This window comes from Hymenobacter ruricola (genome assembly GCF_015694525.1).
GTDB classification, from domain to species: domain Bacteria; phylum Bacteroidota; class Bacteroidia; order Cytophagales; family Hymenobacteraceae; genus Hymenobacter; species Hymenobacter ruricola.
The window spans coordinates 427,273-444,705 of sequence record NZ_JADQDM010000002.1 but is presented as its reverse complement, the minus strand read 5'-3'; the positions used below and the strand labels follow the sequence as shown (position 1 = coordinate 444,705).

15 protein-coding genes and 1 pseudogene are annotated in these 17,433 nt (G+C 63.6%); 13 read left to right on the top strand and 3 right to left on the bottom strand.

Annotated elements, in window-relative coordinates; all coding sequences use genetic code 11:
* Window positions 1-2 precede the first annotated feature (2 nt).
* Entirely contained in the window at window positions 3-263 is a 261-nt protein-coding gene (locus tag I2H31_RS05955) for a hypothetical protein (protein ID WP_196292083.1), read from the top strand.
* A complete protein-coding gene (locus I2H31_RS05950) occupies window positions 229-561 on the top strand; it encodes a type II toxin-antitoxin system RelE/ParE family toxin (RefSeq protein ID WP_196292082.1) in 333 nt (110 codons plus the stop codon). Before I2H31_RS05955 ends, I2H31_RS05950 begins: the two co-directional genes overlap by 35 nt.
* 105 nt (window positions 562-666) lie before the next feature.
* Here I2H31_RS05950 and I2H31_RS25790 read toward each other — a convergent pair whose 3' ends face one another.
* The 3 genes and pseudogenes from I2H31_RS25790 to I2H31_RS05940 form a co-directional block, all read right to left on the bottom strand.
* Complete coding sequence (locus I2H31_RS25790; RefSeq protein ID WP_394368956.1) at window positions 667-2,688, bottom strand: class I tRNA ligase family protein; 2,022 nt, start codon at window positions 2,686-2,688, stop codon at window positions 667-669.
* A gap of 237 nt (window positions 2,689-2,925) precedes the next feature.
* Window positions 2,926-3,819: pseudogene (locus I2H31_RS25785) on the bottom strand (class I tRNA ligase family protein); the annotation flags it as partial.
* Between the two features lie 158 nt (window positions 3,820-3,977).
* On the bottom strand, window positions 3,978-4,454 hold the full coding sequence (locus I2H31_RS05940; protein WP_196292080.1) for a hypothetical protein: 477 nt from the start codon (window positions 4,452-4,454) through the stop codon (window positions 3,978-3,980).
* Window positions 4,455-4,652: 198 nt separating this feature from the next.
* On the opposite strand from I2H31_RS05940, the gene dnaG reads away from it, so the two are divergent.
* The 11 genes from dnaG (at window position 4,653) to I2H31_RS05885 (ending at window position 17,242) form a co-directional block, all read left to right on the top strand.
* Complete coding sequence (gene dnaG / locus I2H31_RS05935; RefSeq protein ID WP_196292079.1) at window positions 4,653-6,746, top strand: DNA primase; 2,094 nt, start codon at window positions 4,653-4,655, stop codon at window positions 6,744-6,746.
* A gap of 155 nt (window positions 6,747-6,901) precedes the next feature.
* Window positions 6,902-7,957 carry a potassium channel family protein gene (locus tag I2H31_RS05930; RefSeq protein ID WP_230687499.1) on the top strand — a complete coding sequence of 352 codons (1,056 nt, stop codon included), beginning with the start codon at window positions 6,902-6,904 and terminating at the stop codon, window positions 7,955-7,957.
* Between the two features lie 198 nt (window positions 7,958-8,155).
* Window positions 8,156-9,412, top strand: a complete 1,257-nt coding sequence (locus tag I2H31_RS05925; protein WP_196292078.1) for a glycosyltransferase family 4 protein — start codon at window positions 8,156-8,158, stop codon at window positions 9,410-9,412.
* Window positions 9,409-10,590: a glycosyltransferase gene (locus I2H31_RS05920; RefSeq protein ID WP_196292077.1), complete on the top strand. Its 1,182-nt coding sequence runs from the start codon at window positions 9,409-9,411 to the stop codon at window positions 10,588-10,590. The genes I2H31_RS05925 and I2H31_RS05920 overlap by 4 nt, the downstream gene beginning before the upstream one ends.
* A gap of 141 nt (window positions 10,591-10,731) precedes the next feature.
* Window positions 10,732-11,958: a bifunctional 3,4-dihydroxy-2-butanone-4-phosphate synthase/GTP cyclohydrolase II gene (locus I2H31_RS05915; protein ID WP_196292076.1), complete on the top strand. Its 1,227-nt coding sequence runs from the start codon at window positions 10,732-10,734 to the stop codon at window positions 11,956-11,958.
* 198 nt (window positions 11,959-12,156) lie between these two features.
* Window positions 12,157-12,567, top strand: a complete 411-nt coding sequence (locus I2H31_RS05910; protein WP_196292075.1) for a cupin domain-containing protein — start codon at window positions 12,157-12,159, stop codon at window positions 12,565-12,567.
* The gene (locus I2H31_RS05905) at window positions 12,560-13,123 is read left to right on the top strand and encodes a DapH/DapD/GlmU-related protein (RefSeq protein ID WP_196292074.1); all 564 of its coding nucleotides are present in this window, start codon (window positions 12,560-12,562) and stop codon (window positions 13,121-13,123) included. Before I2H31_RS05910 ends, I2H31_RS05905 begins: the two co-directional genes overlap by 8 nt.
* Before the next feature lie 46 nt (window positions 13,124-13,169).
* A complete protein-coding gene (locus I2H31_RS05900) occupies window positions 13,170-13,667 on the top strand; it encodes a (R)-mandelonitrile lyase (protein WP_196292073.1) in 498 nt (165 codons plus the stop codon).
* Window positions 13,668-13,688: 21 nt separating this feature from the next.
* On the top strand, window positions 13,689-14,651 hold the full coding sequence (locus I2H31_RS05895) for a helix-turn-helix domain-containing protein (protein WP_230687497.1): 963 nt from the start codon (window positions 13,689-13,691) through the stop codon (window positions 14,649-14,651).
* Between the two features lie 225 nt (window positions 14,652-14,876).
* Window positions 14,877-16,118, top strand: coding sequence for a glycosyltransferase family 39 protein (locus I2H31_RS05890; protein ID WP_196292072.1), 1,242 nt, complete (start codon window positions 14,877-14,879; stop codon window positions 16,116-16,118).
* Window positions 16,119-16,564: 446 nt separating this feature from the next.
* The gene (locus tag I2H31_RS05885) at window positions 16,565-17,242 is read left to right on the top strand and encodes a hypothetical protein (RefSeq protein WP_196292071.1); all 678 of its coding nucleotides are present in this window, start codon (window positions 16,565-16,567) and stop codon (window positions 17,240-17,242) included.
* Window positions 17,243-17,433 lie beyond the last annotated feature (191 nt).

Genomic DNA, 17,433 nt, shown 5'->3' with positions numbered 1-17,433 from the left:
TCATGCGCCAAGTTATTCTCACCGTTCCCGACGACCAGTTTGCTCCGCTGATGAAAGTGGTCAAGGCCCTGCCCTTTGCCATCAAAGCCAAAGCGGTGGCCCCGTCGAAGCCGAAAAAGTACACGCCCGAGCAGCAGGAGTGGATTGATGACTTCCGCGAGGCACTCAATGAAGTGGAGCTGCATCAGCAGGGCAAGATTCAACTGCAAACCGCTGAAGAATTACTAGATGAGCTTCGTCGTAATCGCATCGAAAAGATTTAATCGCCTCATCAACCGGTTGCAACGGAAATATTATTCCATCCCGGAGGATTTTGTAGCTCTCATAACCGAATTAAAAGCAAATCCGACCAGCGGAAATGCTTTGGGCCGCGACTGTTACAAAGTGCGAATGCGAATTGACTCGAAGAGAACCGGCAAAAGTGGCGGTGCCCGCGTCGTTACCTGCGTGAAAATTGTGGGCGAGAAAATCTACCTGCTCACCATTTACGACAAGTCGGAACAGGATTCCATCACCGACCAGGAACGCGACGATTTGCTCCGGGAGAATGGGTTGCTTTGAAATGAAAAAGGCCCGTTGCACGTGCAGCGGGCCTTTTTGTGCGGTAAGCTTTCGCTTGCCGGACTATTGTTGCGGAGGCATGATGGCAAGCGAAAGCTTACCGCACTACACCACCACGTTCACCATGCGGCCGGGCACCACAATCACTTTCTTGGCAGCCTTGCCTTCGCCGTGCTTGGCCAGGAAATCGGAGGCTAAGACGGCGGCTTCAATCTCGGCGGCGGTGGCGGCGGCGGCAAACTGCATCTGCTCGCGCACCTTGCCGTTGATGGCCAGCGGGTAGGTCACGCTTTCCTCTACCAGATATTCCTCGCGGAATTCGGGGTAGCGGGCCGTGGAGATGCTGCCGGCCTCGTGGCCCAGCTCCTGCCACAGTTCCTCGGCCAGGTGCGGGGCGAAGGGGGACACCAGCAGCACCAGCGGCTCCAGGATGGCGCGCTTGTGGCACTTGAGGGCCGTGAGCTCGTTCACGGTAATCATGAACAGGCTGACGGAGGTGTTGAAGCTGAACTTCTCGATGTCTTCCTGGGCCTTCTGGATGGCGCGGTGCAACACCTTCAGCTCGGCTGGGGTGGCGGGCTCGTCGGTGATGGCGAGGGCACCGTCTTCGGGGTGGAAGAGGCGCCAGAACTTCTTGAGGAAGCCGCCCACGCCGCTGATGCCGTTGGTGTTCCAGGGCTTGTACTGCTCCAGCGGGCCGAGGAACATTTCGTAGAGACGCAGGGCGTCCGCGCCGTATTGTTTAATTAAATGGTCAGGAAGGACTGAGTTTAATTTTGATTTAGACATCTTCTCGATTTCCCAACCGCAGATATAACGTCCATTTTCTTTTACAAACTCTGCAAGCTTGTAGTCATCCCTCGATTCACGGAGCTTGTCGATATCCAATACGTCGTTGTTAACTATGTTGACATCAACATTCCAAGAAGAAAAAGTGGCTTTGTTATCACCGTTCACATCGTGAATCTCAAGGCGCGCATCGAATTCAGGGTACTTCTGCTGAGCCAACTTCTCGATTTCATCTAACTGCTTGTTGAATTCAGCTATGAGAGGAATATCATTTCTGTTTACCGAGTAGTCTTGAAGTGCATCACGGATGCCTTTAGAGACATAGATATCAGGCAGAAGGGCTTGGTGTTCGTCACTATATGGGTTATTTGTTGCCCATCTATGCCAAAGACGGTAAACTAGGCTCGACCGGCCCAGAATCATCCCCTGGTTAATCAGTTTCTGGAAGGGCTCGTTGCTGCTGACGAGGCCCAGGTCCTTGAGGAACAGGTACCAGAAGCGGGCGTAGAGCAGGTGGCCGGTGGCGTGCTCGGCCCCGCCCATGTAGAGGTCCACGCTGCTCCAATACTGCTCGGCTTCTTCGCTCACGAAGCGGGCTTCGTTGTGCGGGTCCATGTAGCGGAGGTAGTACCAGGAGGAGCCCGCCCAGCCGGGCATGGTGCTCAGCTCGTAGGGGTACTGGCCACGGTAGAGCCAGTTTTGGGCGCGGCCGAGGGGCGGCTCGCCGGTTTCGGTGGGCTTGTATTCGTCGATTTCGGGCAGCACCAGCGGCAGGTCGCTTTCGGCGATGCCGTAGGCGGTGCCGTCCTTGTAGTAAATCGGGATGGGCTCGCCCCAGTAGCGCTGACGGCCGAAAATGGCGTCGCGCTGGCGGAAATTCACCTTGCCTTTGCCCAGGCCCTTCGCTTCAAGGAAGGCGATGAGCTGCTGCGTGGCCTCCTGGTAGGTGAGGCCGTTGATGATGCCGGAGTTGATGTAGCGGCCTTCCTTGGTGGGGTCGGCCTGCTTATCAATGTCCTTTTGGGCATCGGAGATAGCCGGGATGGGCAGGCCAAAATGCGTGGCAAATAGCCAGTCGCGCTGGTCGCCGCTGGGCACGGCCATCACGGCGCCGGTGCCATAGCCGGCCAGCACGTAGTCGGCCAGCCAGATGGGCACGGGCGCGCCGTTCACCGGGTTCCGGGCATACGCACCCGTAAACACGCCCGACACGGTTTTGGCGTCGGCCATGCGGTCGCGCTCCGAGCGGCGCTTGGTGGCGGCGATGTACTCGTCCACCGCCGCGCGCTGGGCGGGCGTCGTTATCACGTCCACCAGCTCATGCTCCGGGGCCAGCACCAGGAACGTGGCCCCGTAAATGGTGTCGACGCGGGTGGTGTAGACCTTGACGGCGGGCCCGGCAACCGGTTCCGCGCTCTCGGCGGGCGCTTCCGCGGCCCCGGCGGGGCGTTCCGCGCTACCGGCGGAGGCTTCCGCGGGCCCGGTGGCCGCTTCCGCGCTTCCGGAGAGGCGTTCCGCGGGTCCGGAAGGGTGTTCCGCAGGCCCGGAGGTCGATTCCGCGGGGCCGGCAGTGGGTTCCGCGCGGAGGACGGGGAAGGTCACTTCGGCCCCGATGCTCTTGCCAATCCAGTTGCGCTGCATCTCCTTCACGGCGTCGGGCCAGTCGAGCTGGTCGAGGCCTTGCAGCAGGCGGTCGGCGTAGGCGGTGATGCGCAGGCTCCACTGCGGCATGAGGCGGCGCTCGACGGGGAAGCCGCCGCGCTCGCTCAGGCCGTCCTTCACTTCATCATTCGAGAGCACCGTGCCCAGGCCGGGGCACCAGTTCACGTAGGTGTCCTGCTGGTAGGCGAGGCGGTAGGGAAGCACAGCGGCCAGCTTCTGCTTTTCGCTCATCATCTGCCACTGCCCGGCCGTGAAATCGTGGCGCTCCTCATCATCGCCGGCGGCCCGGATGCCCTGGCTGCCGCTCGCGGCAAAGCGGGCGGTGAGCTCGGTGAGGGGCTCGGCGCGGTCGGTGTCGAGGTTGTACCAGGAGTTGAACAGCTTGAGAAAAATCCACTGCGTCCACTTGTAGTAGCTGGGGTCGGAAGTGCGTACCTCGCGGCTCCAGTCGTAGCTGAAGCCCAGGCTGCTGAGCTGCTGGATGTAGGTATTGATGTTCTGTTCCGTGGTCACGGCCGGGTGTTGGCCGGTCTGGATGGCGTACTGCTCGGCGGGCAGGCCGAAGGAATCGAAACCCATGGGGTGCAGCACGTTGAAGCCCTGCAGGCGCTTGTAGCGCGTCACGATATCGGAGGCGATGTAGCCCAGCGGGTGGCCCACGTGCAGGCCCGCCCCGGAGGGGTAGGGGAACATATCGAGCACGTAGTACTTGGGCTTGTCGGAGTGGTTCTGGGCCTGGAACGTGCGGTGCTGCTTCCAGTGGGCCTGCCACTTCTTTTCGATTTCTTCGGGGCGGTATGCGGGCATCTTGCGCGGAGTTTATTCCCGGCAAAGGTAGGACGTAGGAGAAAGTAGCACGAAGTAGCGCGGACTTTGCAGTCCGCGTCCCCGCGCCGGGGGCGGTCGGTCGGATATCCTCCGGGGACGCGGACTGCAAAGTCCGCGCTACTTTGCGCTACTCCTGGCTAGGGGTGGCGCGGCACGTCGGGGTTTTCGTCGCGCAGCAGGGCCAGATGCGAGCAAATCAGGTTCTGGATGTAGGCCAGGCGCACTTCGGGCTCGAACTCGTCGCGGGCCGCCACGTCGTTGAGGCGCAGCAGGGCCCGGCGGGTGAGGGCCACTTGGCGGCGGTCGTGCTGGGCGGCGCGGTTGGCGTCTTTCTCGCCTTGCCGGGCCGCCAGGATGTGGGGCGTGGCGCTGGCGAGCTGCTGGCGGAGCTGCTCAATCTGCTTCTGGGCGTTGGACAGGCGGTGTTCCGTGTCCTGCACTTTGAGCCGCGCGGCCTGGGCCTCCAGGTGGGCGTTGCCGAGGGGCGTGCTCATAAAAGCGGTTTCGGCTTGCTGCAGGGCGGCCCAGGCGCCGGCAAAGTATTCGGCCGAGTAGTCGGCCAGCTGGTTGAACCAGCGGCGGCGCTGGTCAGCAAAAAAAGACAACAGGCTCATGGCGAAACTGCGTAAGGAGTGGAGACGCGGCGGGGGCGCCGGCCGTAGTTTTGTAGTCGGCCGGCGAATGAGTGCCTGGGGCTTCCGATTGGTGGCACCGGTTGCGGAGGGGCGGCCCGCGCCGTCGTTTGCGCCGCCCGCACCTGCTCCCGTCGGCTCGCCAAATCAAACGAATATATCTGAGACTGCCCCGCTTCCATGGCTAGAATCCCGAAAGAACTGGTTGACCACATCATCCAAACCGCCGACATCGTGGAGGTGGTCGGCGACTTCGTGCAGCTCAAGCGCAAGGGCCAGAACCTGTGGGCCCCGTGCCCCTTCCACAACGAAAAGTCGCCGTCCTTTTCCGTCAACCCGGCCAAAAGTCTGTACAAGTGCTTCGGCTGCGGCAAGGCCGGCGGCGTGGTGCAGTTTGTGATGGACGTGGAGGGCACCAGCTACGTGGAGGCCCTGAAATACCTGGCCAAGAAGTACGCCATCGAGATTCAGGAGGAGGAAAAGACGCCCCAGCAGCAGCTGGAGCAGAACGAGCGGGACTCCCAGTTCATCGTTTCGGACTTCGCCAAAAACCACTACCACCGCCTGCTGCTCAACTCCGAAGAAGGCATGAGCATCGGCTACGGCTACCTCAAGGAGCGGGGCCTCAACCTGAACACCATCCAGACCTTCGAACTCGGCTACTCCCTCGACAGCTGGGACGACCTGATGAAGGCCGCCGAAGCCGCCGGCTACGACAAGAAATACCTGGAGAAAACCGGCCTCACGGTCATCAGAACCGACGACCAGGGCAAGGACACCGGCCGCCGTTACGACCGGTTCCGGGGCCGTGTGATGTTCCCGATTCACAACATCAGCGGCCGGGTGGTGGGCTTCGGGGCGCGCACCCTGAAGCGCGACGACAGGATGGCAAAGTACCTCAACTCGCCGGAGTCGGAAATCTACCACAAGTCGGACGTGCTGTACGGCCTGTTCCAGGCCCGGCAGGCCATTCGGACGCAGGAAGTTTGCTACCTGGTCGAAGGCTATCTGGACGTGTTGTCGCTCTACCAGGGCGGCATCAAAAACGTGGTGGCTTCATCGGGTACTTCGCTCACGGAGGGCCAAATCCGGCTTATCAAACGGTATTCGGATAATGTGACGGTGCTGTACGACGGCGACGCGGCCGGCATCAAAGCCAGTTTGCGTGGAACGGACTTGCTGCTTGAAGGCGGCCTGAACGTGCGCGTGGTGCTGTTTCCCGACGGCGACGACCCGGACTCCTACATCCGCAAAGTGGGCGACCAGCGCTTCACCGAGTACATCGAAACCAAGAGCCAGGATTTTATCAGCTTCAAAACCACGCTCGTGGCCCGCGAGGCCAGCAACGACCCCGTGAAGAAGGCCGAGGCCATCCGCGACGTGCTGCACAGCATCGCCAAAGTGCCCGACGCCATCAAGCGCCAGGTGTTTTTGCAGCAGACCTCGGCCACTTTCGGCATCGACGAGCAGGTGCTCATCACCGAATACAACAAGCTGGTGAAAGCGCCTTCGCAAAAAGCGCCCGACGGCCGCACCAGCGGCGGCAACTCCGGCAGCTACGGCCAGGGCGCCGGCAGCGCCAACACCGGCTACCCGCCCAGCAACAACCCGCGCTCGGCGCCCGCCGCCCGCCCGATGACGGACGAGGAAGAAGCCGAGATGCTGATGTACGGCGGGGCCGAAGCCGCCGAAACCTTGGGCACCGCCTTCCAGCCCAGCTCCGCGAAACCCGAAGCCGACGACGACATCCCCGACATGCTGCAGGTGTGCGAGCGCGAGGTGCTGCGCCTGCTGGTGCTCTACGCCGGCCGCGAGGTGGAAGAGGAAATGAGCGTGGCCGGCTACCTCATGGGCCAGCTCGGCGAATACCCGCTGCAAAAGCCGCTCTACGCCGAAATGTGGGAAATCTGCCGCCAGGAGCTGCTGGCCGGCCGCTTCCCCGACGCCCGCTTGCTGGCCCAGAACGAGCGCGAAGACATCCGCCAGCTCATCACCGACCTGGCCACCGAGCGCTACGAAATCAGCCCCAACTGGCGCACCAAGGAAATCTACGTCTTCAACGAAGTGGACCTGCCCAAGCTGGCCTGCGACAACGCCGTGCTGCGCCTCAACAAAGTGCACGTGCAGCGCGAGCTCGACCAGTGCCTTGAAAAGCTGCGCCACCCGCTCGAAGACGTGGAAATGTTCGAAATACTCGGCGACATCAAGCGCCTCAAGGAGCTCGACAACGAGCTGGCCGGGCTGCTGGGCACCGTGGTGGGCCGCACCGCGTAAGTGCTTGCCTGAACAGAAAGAACGTCATGCCGAGCGCAGCGAAGCATCTTTACCGCGAGAGTAATCCAATCGACAGGATTTACTACTGCGGTAAAGATGCTTCGCTGCGCTCGGCATGACGTTCTTTGTTGCGTCTGCTCTGCTTCCTGCCCTAAATGCTCCGCCAGCTCAACATCAACCGGCTCATCCTCGCCATCATCCTCACCGGGCTGAGCCTGATTTTTGGCATGGCGGGCTTCATGGGCATCGAGCACTACCACCCGATTGATGCCTTTTACATGACCGTGACGACCATCGCCACGGTGGGCTTCGGCGAAATCCATCCGTTTTCGCTGGCCGGGCGGCTGTTCGTCTCCTTTTATATCCTCTACAACCTCGTGGTGGTGGCCTACCTCGTGTCGGTCATGTCCTCGTTTATTTTTGACGGCGAGCTGCGCAAGATTTATAAAATGATACGAACCGACCACGAAATCAAGCGCTTTAGCGGGCACGTCATCGTGTGCGGCTTCGGGCGCAACGGCCGGCGGGCCTACCAGGAACTGCGCGCCAACGGCGTGCGCGTAGTCGTCATCGAGATGAACCAGGAGCTGATGAAGCGCCACAGCGAAGGCCAGACCGGCGAAGACTACGACGGCGACGGCGTGGCCGGCGGCAGCATCTTCACCGTGTTCGGCGACGCCACGGCCGACATTGTGCTCCAGCAGGCCGGCGTGGAGCGGGCGTCCTCGCTCATCACCACGCTGCCCAAGGATGCCGACAACGTGTTCGTGGCCCTCTCGGCCCGCGCCCTCAACCCGCGCCTGCGCATCATCGCCCGGGCCTCGCTCAAAACCTCGGAAAGCAAGCTGCTCTCGGCCGGGGCCGACTCGGTGGTGATGCCCGACGAAATCGGCGGCTCGCACATGGCCAACCTCGTGGTGCGCCCCGAAGTCATCCGCTTCCTCGACCTGATTTCCGGCCTCAGCGCCGACAAGCTGCGGCTGGAAGAAATGACCTTTGAGCAGTTGCGGCGCGATTTGCGGGGCCGCAGCATCCGCGAGCTCGACGTGCGCTCCGTCACGGGCGCCACCATCATCGGCCTGCGCCAGGCCGCCGGCTCGCTCCTCGTGAGCCCGCCCGTGGACTACGTGCCCGCGCCCGGCGACGTGCTGCTGCTGCTGGGCAGCGAAGAGCAAATTGAAACCTTCGAGGTGCGCTTCCGGCAACTGTGAGGAATTGTCATTGCGAGCGCAGCGCAGCAATCCGTCCTATCAATACCAGACATTTTCTTTCACCAGAAAGCCCTGGCATTGCGCAGTGTCGGGGCTTTGTCACAGTAGAAGGCTCAGCACTGAGAACAGGACGGATTGCTGCGCTGCGCTCGCAATGACAGCACCTCATTAAGCTCCGCGTTTACCTTTGCCGGCTCTATGCACATTCTGCAACTTTGTCCGCGCGTGCCGTTTCCGCCTCATGATGGCGGCGCCATTGCCATGTACGACGTAGCGGCGGGGCTCGTCCGGGCCGGGCACCGCGTCACGCTGCTGGCCATTAATACGCCCAAGCACCGGCAGCCGGCCGACGCGCTGGCGCATCTCGGGCCCAACCTGCGGCTGGTGCTGGTGGACGTCGACACCGACATCTCCGCGCCCAAAGCGCTGAAAAACTTCCTGTTCAGCCGCCAGCCTTATAATGTGGAGCGGTTCATCAGCCCGGCGGTGGGGGAGAAGCTGCTGGAAATTCTGCGGAGCGAGAAGGTTGACATCGTGCAGATGGAAGGCACCTTTGTGGCCTGGTACGCCGAGCTGCTGGGCCGCCAGCACCGCGCCGATTTCCGGGTGCCGCCGCTGGTGCTGCGCGCCCACAACGTGGAGTACACCATCTGGCAGATGCTGGCCAAGCGCGAAACCAACCTGCTCAAGCGCGTATTTCTGGGCACCATTGCCCAGCGGCTGGAGAAATTTGAGCGCCGCTACCTGCGCCAGTTCGACGCCGTGGCCGCCATCACCGAAGACGACGCCCAGCGCCTGCGCGCCCTGCACTGCCCCGAGCCGGTGGTGTTCATTCCGGCCGGCGTGGACCTGAGCCGCGTGCGCCCCGACGCCGCCCTGCCGCCCAAACCGCGCACCCTGTTCCTGATTGGCTCCCTCGACTGGCTGCCCAACCAGGAAAGCGTGGAGTGGCTGCTGCGCGAAGTGTGGCCCACCGTGCACGCCGAAATGCCCGACGTGGAACTGCACATTGCCGGCCGCAACGCCCCGGCCCACCTGCTGAATTTGAAGTCCGACAACGTGTTCATGCACGGCTTCGTGGAGTCGGCCGCCCGCTTCATGCAGCAGTACGAGCTGATGCTGGTGCCGCTGCTGAGCGGCGGCGGCATGCGGGTAAAAATTGTGGAAGGCATGGCCCTGGGCAAAGCCATTCTCAGCTCCGGCCTGGGAGCCGAGGGCATTGCGGCCCGCGACGGCCACAACCTGCTGGTGCGCGACGGCGCCGCCGCCTGGCTGGAGGCCCTGCGCGCCTGGCACCGCGGCGAAATCGACGTGCGCAAAATCGGCGCCGAGGCCGCCCGCACGGCCACCGAGGTCTACGACAACGGCCGCGTGGTGCAGCGCTTTATTGACTTGTACGAGCGCCTACTGCTGCTCGCGCCGGCCGGCACGCCTGCCCATTCGCCGCCCGCATGAAGCTGCTCGTGCTCCTTTCGCGCTTCCCGTTCCCGCTCGACAAGGGCGACAAGCTGCGCGCCTACCACCAACTGCGCTACCTGGCCGAGCGCCACGAAATCTGCCTCTTCGCCCTCAGCGACGAAGCGTTGACCGCCGAAATGGACGCCGCCGTGCGGCCCCTGTGCCGCGGCGGCCTTACTGTGCATCGGCTGTACAAGCCGGGCATTGCGGCCAACATGACCCGGGCGCTGGCCACCGGCCGGCCGCTGCAAGTCGGCTACTTCTACGATGCCCAGGCCCAGCGGAAGGTTGATGAGCTGCTGCGCACCTTTCGGCCCGAGCACGTGTACTGCCAGCTCATTCGCATGGCCGAATACCTGCGGCCGCACGCCGGGAAGGTGCCCATGACGCTGGACTACATGGACGTTTTTTCGGCGGGCATGGCGCGGCGGGCCAGCCAGGCGCCGCGGTGGCAGCGGCCGGTGTTTGCCCTGGAAGCGAAACGGCTAACGGCCTACGAAGCCGACGCGTTTGACTGGTTTCGGCATCACACCATCATCAGCGACCAGGACCGGCAACTCATTCAGCACCCGCGCCGCCACGAAATCCGCGTGGTGCTCAATGGCATTGATGCCGACAATTTCCGGCCCATGCCGGAGGTGGCCCAGGAATACGAGGTGCTGTTTTGCGGCAACATGAGCTACCACCCCAACGTGGACGCCGCCGCCTTTCTGGCCGAGGAAATTCTGCCGCTGGTGCGCGCTCGGCACCCCGAAGCGCGCCTGCTGGTGGCCGGCACCACGCCGGCGCCGCGCGTGCTGGCTCTGGCTTCTGAACACGTAACCGTGAGCGGCTGGGTGCCCGACATCCGGGCGGCCTATGCTTCGGCGCGGGTATTTGTGGCGCCCATGCGGGTGGGTACGGGCCTGCAAAACAAGCTGCTCGAAGCTATGGCCATGCACCTGCCCTGCGTGACCACCCCGCTGGCGAATAACGCCCTGGGAGGCACCGATGGACAGGAATTGCGCGTCGCGGACTCGGCGCCGGAGTTGGCGAGAGCCATCATTGGCCTGCTCGATGATGCCGCGGCCGCCGAGGCGCTGGCCGCGCGGGGGCAGGCGTTTGTGAAGGCGCGCTACACCTGGGCCGGGGCCACGGCGCAGCTCGAAGCCCTGCTGGTAGCGCGAACTTTGTAGTTCGCGTCCCCGCGCAGTCCGCAAATCGTTTGGGGTTCCGCCGGGGACGCGGACTACAAAGTCCGCGCTACTGGGTGGCGCTACCGGCGCGGGCTAACTTTGCAGGCGCTGCCGCTGTTATGGCCCGAAATACCCCATCCCATGCTTGATACCATCGAATCCGCCATCGAAGACATTCGCGCTGGCAAAGTTGTCATCGTTGTCGACGACGAAGACCGTGAAAACGAGGGCGACTTCATTTGCGCCGCCCAGTGCGCCACGCCCGAAATCATCAACTTCATGGCCACCCACGGGCGCGGCCTGGTGTGCGCCTCCCTGCCCGAGCAGCGCTGCGAAGAGTTGGGCCTCGACCTGATGGTGGGCCACAACACGGCCCTGCACGCCACGCCCTTCACCGTGTCGGTCGACCTGCTGAAAAACGGCGTGACCACCGGCATCTCGGCTTCGGACCGCAGCAAGACCATCCTGGCCCTCATCGACCCCACCACCAAGCCCGAGGAGTTGGGCAAGCCCGGCCACATTTTCCCCCTCAAGGCCCGCAAGGAAGGCGTGCTGCGCCGCGCCGGCCACACCGAAGCGGCCGTGGACCTGGCCCGCCTGGCCGGGTTCGAGCCGGCCGGCGTGCTGGTCGAAATCCTGAAAGAAGACGGCGAGATGGCCCGGCTGCCCGACCTGGAGCTCGTGGCCAAAAAGTGGGACCTGAAGCTGGTGTCGGTGCAGGACCTCATCAAGTACCGCCTGGCGCACGAAAGCCTGATTACCCGCGAAATCTCGGTGAAGATGCCCACCGAAAACGGCGATTTCGACCTGTATGCTTTCACCCAAAACTCGAACGGGGCCAAGCACCTGGCGCTGGTGAAAGGCGACATCTCGGGCCCCGAGCCGGTGCTGGTGCGCGTGCACAGCTCCTGCGTGACGGGCGACATCTTCGGCTCGTGCCGCTGCGACTGCGGCCCGCAGCTGCGCCAGGCCATGCGCCAGATTGAGCGCGAAGGCCGCGGCGTGATTGTGTACATGAACCAGGAGGGGCGCGGCATTGGCCTGCTCAACAAGCTGAAAGCCTACAAGCTGCAGGAGCAGGGCCGCGACACCGTGCAGGCCAACGAGGACCTGGGCTTCCGCAGCGACGAGCGTGACTACGGCGTGGGCGCCAGCATCCTGCGCGACCTGGGCATCACGGAGATGCGCCTGCTCACCAATAACCCGCGCAAGCGCACGGGCCTCATCGGCTACGGCCTGAAAATCGTGGACACGCTGCCCATCGAAATCAATGCCAACCCGCACAACGAGGCCTACCTCACCACCAAGCGCGACAAATTGGGCCACGACATCATGCGCGCCGCGCCGGCCGAAAAGCCCGCCGCCTAAGGTCGTCGCGCCCGAGATTGCGCCCCGCCCGGGGTGCCCGTTAGCCCCTTTGCTCTGCCAGATTCGGAGCAAAGGGGCTTTTTGTTTGATTACTGTCAAAAGCTGTTTGATTCCTGTTCTTCGCGAAAAAATGGCCGGGGGACCTTTGCACAGCGTATTGCAACCCGCACTACTGCTTCACCCTAAGCGTCTTCTCTTATGAGCGAGCACCCCAACCACTCCGCCCCAGCCGAGGCCAGGCGCGGCGCGGCCGAGAACTTCACCGGCGTGGCATTTGCCACCTTGGTGGTGGCGTCCGGCGGCCCCACCGATTGCGTGGTGGGCGATGTCACCTTCGAGCCCGGCGCCCGCAACCACTGGCATTCGCACCCGGCGGGCCAGATTCTGGTGGTCACGAACGGCGCCGGCTACTACCAGGAAAAGGGCCAGCCCGCCCGGCTGCTGCGCCCCGGCGATGCCGTGAGCATTGCCCCCGGCGTGGTGCACTGGCACGGGGCCACGGCCACCAGCCTGTTCACGCACTACGCCATCAACCCGAACGCCAGCTGGGGCCTTGCCGACTGGGGCGCGCCCGTGACGGACGAGGAATACCAGGCGGCCCATGCATAGCGCAGGCCTTTTGGAGCGGCTGCGCGCCGGCGAGCCGCTGCGCAAAGACGACCCCGAGTACGCGCAATTTTCGGCGGCGGTGGGGCGCACCATCCGGCTTTGCAGCGAGATGAATGCGGTTGCGGCTGACTTAGACGAGGTGCGCCGCCGGTTGGGCGACATTATTGGGACGGAAGTGGATGCCTCCACCACGATTTTCCCGCCGTTTCACACCAACTTCGGCCGCTTTATTCGGCTGGGTAAGAACGTATTTATCAACCACGCCTGCTCTTTTCTCGACATTGGCGGCATCACCATTGAAGACAATATGATGATTGGCCCGCGGGTCAACCTCACCTCCGAAAACCACGCCCTGGACCCTCGCGACCGGACTACGCTTTTGCTCGACCCCATTGTGATTAAGCGCAACGCCTGGATAGGGGCGGGGGCCACCATTCTGCCGGGCGTGACAATTGGAGAAAACGCGGTGGTCGCGGCCGGGGCCGTCGTGAGCCGCGACGTGCCGGCCAACGCGGTGGTGGCCGGCATTCCGGCCAAGGTGGTCAAGTCCTTGTAATCCGCTTTGAACCGGATTCCGCAGCACACTTTTTAGAACATTCTTCATGAACCTAACCGCTCTCCTTGCGGCGGCGGCCTTGCTCGCTTTCCGCCTCCCTGGCCAGGCACAAACCCGCCCCAAAGCGTCCGCCCTGGCAACGGATGCTTCAACGCAAGGCCCCGTTTTCCCGAAGGAAGAGCGGGCCCCGGCCGCCAACTTCACGGGCGCTGTGTACGTGCACCCGCTGGTGAAGGACAACGCCACCTTCAACTGCGTGAGCAGCGTCAGCTTCGAGCCGGGCGCGCGCTCGCACTGGCACACGCACCCGGCCGGCCAGATTCTGCTGGTGACCGACGGCCTGGGCTACTACCAGGAAGCCGGCCAGCCGGTGCGCCTGCTGCGCAAGGGCGACGTCATCAGGGCCCAGCCGGGGGTGAAGCACTGGCACGGCGCCTCGCCCCGGCAGGCCCTGAGCCACATTGCGCTCAACGTGCACACCGAAAAAGGCGTGGTGACCTGGTTGCAACCGGTGACGGACCAGGAGTACAACAGCTATAAGTAGTGGGCTGCGGTAGCCCTCCTCATGAAATCCCAACCCCTGGCCTCCTTTCGGAGTTTACACTGGCAGCGCCGCCTCACGCTGGCGCTGTCGAACCCGATGCCGCAGCCCCAGCTACTTCTTGCCCCGCCTTCTGCTCACCCCCTCCTCACCGGCGAAATCTGCGTGGCGACCATGGAAGACGTGCGGCGGGTGATGGGCGCCTTTAGCCGGCGCGACCATTTCAAGGTGGTGCTGGTGCTGGAAGGCGCCAACGAACTGCACTACGCCACCCGCAGCTACGCCGTGGACCGGCCCGCCCTGGTGTTTACCAACCGGCTGGTGCCCTACTCCTGGGAGCTGGTGGAGGGCGGCGCCGAGCAGCAGGGCTACGTCTGCGGCTTCACCGAAAGCTTTTTGCATTCGGCCATGCGTGGCGTGAGCCTGAAGGAGTCGGTGCTGTACAAGGTCGACGGCAACCCGGTGTATTTTCTGAACGACGAGCAGCGGCGCTACCTCACGGAAGTATTCGTGCGCATGCTGCGGGACCAGGATTCCGACTACCCGCACAAGCACGACCTGCTGCGCAGCCAGCTTTCGCTCCTCATTCACGAAGCGGCCCAGCTGCCGCCGGCCCGCAGCTACCCCGCCGTGCCCACCACCGCGGCCGAGCGCATCACCAACCTGTTTCTGACGTTGCTGGACGTGCAGTTTCCCGTCACGGCGCCGTCGGATGAGCCCCTGCTGAAAAACGCGCAGGACTACGCCGACCGCCTCGCCGTGCACGTCAACAGCCTGAACCGGGCCGTGAAGGAGGTCACGGGCAAGCCCACCACCGCCCACATTGCCGAGCGCCTCGTGAACGAAGCCAAAATGCTCCTGCAACACACCGACTGGCCCGTGGCCGACATCGCCGACCGGCTCGGGTTCGGCTACGCCACCTACTTCGCCCGGTTTTTCAAGCAGCACACCGGCAGCACGCCGCTGGCCTTCCGCCACCCGGCGTAAGTGGCGCCGGAAGCGGCGACCCCGCGCGGCCCCACAACCTATACGCGGCCCCGGGGCGGCGGCTGGAGCTCCGGCCGCCGCCCCGGGGCCGCGTTTTTGCGTTCCGACGGCTGAGTTGGCCGCCCTCGCGGCCACTGACTACAGCGCGGTTCTACCTTTGCCGTTTTAGCACCCCGTTTACTGCCTGGTGCGTTTCGCTTTCTTTCCCGTTCTTACCCTCCGATAATGAAGCAAAAACTCTCTCTGCTGGCAATCCTGCTTCTCGGATGCTGCTTCCTGGCCGTGCGGTGCTACAACCTGCAAACCCAGCCCCGGAGCGCGCATAAAGTGACCACCTGGGACGCCTTTGGCTACTACATGTACCTGCCCAGCGTCCTCATCTATCATGACGTGAAGGAGCTGAAATGGGAGCCGCCAATCGATGCGAAATACGAGCTGTCGGGCGGCCTGTTTTACCAGGCCATGCGCCTGGAAAGCGGCACCTACACCAACAAATACCTGGGCGGCGTGGCCCTCATGCAGCTGCCGTTTTTTCTGGCCGGGCACGCGGCCGCAGCTGCGCTGGGCGCTCCCATGGACGGGTTTTCGCCGCCGTACCAGTACGCGCTGATGTTTGGGGCCATTCTCTGGGCCTTGCTGGGGCTGTGGTTTTTGCGGAAGGTGCTGCTGCGCTTTTTCGATGACAAAACCACGGCACTGGCGCTGCTTTTTCTGGGCCTGTGCAGCAACTGGATACAGTACGTGTCCATTGATGCGGCGCAGAGCCACGGGTACATTTTCACGCTGTACGCGGTGGTGCTCTGGCTCACCATCCGGTGGTACGAACTGCCGCGCCTGGGGCTGGCTTTCGGCATTGGGCTGGTGTGCGGGCTGGCCGTCATTTCCCGCCCCACCGAGCTGCTCATCATCATTATTCCGCTGCTGTGGGCGGCCGGGCCCGGGCACTGGGCGTTTGTCAGGCAGCACCGGCAGCACATCTGGCTCTGCTGCCTCGGGGGCCTGCTGGGCGTGGCCCCGCAGCTGGCCTACTGGCAGTACACCACCGGGCACCTGGTGCACGACGTGGGCAGCAAATGGTACTTCCTCAACCCCTGGTTCCGGGTGCTGGTGGGGCCGGAAAAGGGCTGGTTTTTGTACACGCCCGTGAGCATCATGATGGTGGCCGGCTGGTGGCTGATGAAGGACTACCCGTTCCGCAAAGCCGTGCTCACGTTCTGCCTGCTCAACATCTGGGTGGTCATTGCGTGGTCGGACTGGCGCTACGGCGGCAGCTATTCCACCCGCGCGCTGGTGCAGAGCTACCCGGTGCTGGCGCTGCCGCTGGCCTGCGTGGTGCAGTATTTCCGGCGGCAGCGCAAAAGCTACGTGCTCTACACGCTCCTGGTGCTGCTGACGGTGCTCAACTTCTATCAAATGCGCATCTACAATTCGGGCGTGGCCGAAAGCTTTTCGCCGTTTCTGTTCTGAGCACGGGGGAGGGTTGTCCTAAAAAGCCGCTTCAGCACTGCGCTGAAGCGGCTTTTTTAGTTGTCAAGGCAGCTTTGGCAGCAGACGGCCGGCCCAAAGCCGGCGGCCCGCCGCGGGCTGGCAACAAGTCGTTACAAAGCCCCGGCAAGTGCTTACCCAGGCCCGGCAAGTCGTGGCAGAGGCCCGGCAAGTGGTTGCGAAGGCGCGGCAAGCCCTTGCACAGGTCCGGCAACTGCTTACACGGGCTCGGCAAGTGCTTACAAGGACGCGGCAAGCCCTGCCGGGCGCCCGGCAAGGCATTACAAGGGCCCGGCAACGACGCGCACGGCCCCGGCAAGGCCCGAAACCGCGCGGGCCGGCCCTGCGCACGGCCGGGGCGGCGGCAAAAGCCGGAAAGAAACCGCTACATTGGCAGGCCTCAACCTTACCTAACCCCCTCGTTTCGCATGCATTCGTTCCGTGCCGACCAATTCCGAATGATGGGCGTCCTCGCGCCCTGGCTCACCGCCAATATGCCTGCCATCGCCAAAAGCAAGGTGGCCGCCAAAGAAGCCGCCGACGTGCTGGCCGGCTTGCCCGCCGTGCAGGCCAAAGCGGGCCTCACGGCCACCCAAACCAAAAAGGTAACCGAGCGCCGCACCCAGCAGCGGGAGGCCTTCGAAACCCGGATTCTCTCGATGCTTGGGCCCTTGCAGATGGTGGCCACCGCCGCCAACGATATGGAGATGTTGGGCCTGGTCACCATCGGGCGCAGCGCGTTCCAGAAGCTGCGCCCCGAATTGCAAGCCGGGGTGGGGCAGCAGGTGCTGGCCAAAGCCACCGCCCACGCCTCCGAATTGGCCGACCACGCCATCGACGCCGACTTTCTGGCCGAGGCCCGCACCCTGGCCGATGCCTTCCAGCAGGGCCTGCCCGATACGCAGTCGCTGCTCGACGCCCGCCAAAACGCCAACGCCACCTACGAGGAAGTGCACGAGGCCCAGATGACCCAGATTTACGAGCTCGACAAGGCCATGGGCATCTTCGAAACGGTGAACCCGGAGCTGTTCAAGCGCTACAAAGCCGCCCGCGCGCTGCTGAACTCGGGCGGGGGCAAAGCGAAGAAGCCGAAATCGGAGGAGTAGCGCGAACTCTGCAGTTCGCGTGGTCCTGCTGGCGCGCGTCTGCGCCGCGCTGCCGCTGGGCCGCGAGCCTGTGGCTCGGGCATCGGGTCCGGTTGGGAAAATGCAGGCGCCAGTCGTTCGCACCCAAGCCGGAGGCTCGAACCCAGTCGGCAGCGCCCCGGAGACGCGCGCCAACGTGGGCCAACGTGGGC

What these genes read in the sequence shown, in the direction of transcription:
- I2H31_RS05925 (WP_196292078.1), top strand. Translation starts at nt 8,156, where the DNA reads ATGCACATTCTGCAACTTTGTCCGCGCGTGCCGTTTCCGCCTCATGAT.
- I2H31_RS05910 (WP_196292075.1), top strand. Translation starts at nt 12,157, where the DNA reads ATGAGCGAGCACCCCAACCACTCCGCCCCAGCCGAGGCCAGGCGCGGC.
- I2H31_RS05890 (WP_196292072.1), top strand. Translation starts at nt 14,877, where the DNA reads ATGAAGCAAAAACTCTCTCTGCTGGCAATCCTGCTTCTCGGATGCTGC.
- I2H31_RS05915 (WP_196292076.1), top strand. Translation starts at nt 10,732, where the DNA reads ATGCTTGATACCATCGAATCCGCCATCGAAGACATTCGCGCTGGCAAA.
- I2H31_RS05905 (WP_196292074.1), top strand. Translation starts at nt 12,560, where the DNA reads ATGCATAGCGCAGGCCTTTTGGAGCGGCTGCGCGCCGGCGAGCCGCTG.
- I2H31_RS05950 (WP_196292082.1), top strand. Translation starts at nt 229, where the DNA reads ATGAGCTTCGTCGTAATCGCATCGAAAAGATTTAATCGCCTCATCAAC.
- I2H31_RS05885 (WP_196292071.1), top strand. Translation starts at nt 16,565, where the DNA reads ATGCATTCGTTCCGTGCCGACCAATTCCGAATGATGGGCGTCCTCGCG.
- I2H31_RS05940 (WP_196292080.1), bottom strand. Translation starts at nt 4,454, where the DNA reads ATGAGCCTGTTGTCTTTTTTTGCTGACCAGCGCCGCCGCTGGTTCAAC.
- I2H31_RS05895 (WP_230687497.1), top strand. Translation starts at nt 13,689, where the DNA reads ATGAAATCCCAACCCCTGGCCTCCTTTCGGAGTTTACACTGGCAGCGC.
- I2H31_RS05920 (WP_196292077.1), top strand. Translation starts at nt 9,409, where the DNA reads ATGAAGCTGCTCGTGCTCCTTTCGCGCTTCCCGTTCCCGCTCGACAAG.
- I2H31_RS05930 (WP_230687499.1), top strand. Translation starts at nt 6,902, where the DNA reads ATGCTCCGCCAGCTCAACATCAACCGGCTCATCCTCGCCATCATCCTC.
- dnaG (WP_196292079.1), top strand. Translation starts at nt 4,653, where the DNA reads ATGGCTAGAATCCCGAAAGAACTGGTTGACCACATCATCCAAACCGCC.
- I2H31_RS05900 (WP_196292073.1), top strand. Translation starts at nt 13,170, where the DNA reads ATGAACCTAACCGCTCTCCTTGCGGCGGCGGCCTTGCTCGCTTTCCGC.
- I2H31_RS05955 (WP_196292083.1), top strand. Translation starts at nt 3, where the DNA reads ATGCGCCAAGTTATTCTCACCGTTCCCGACGACCAGTTTGCTCCGCTG.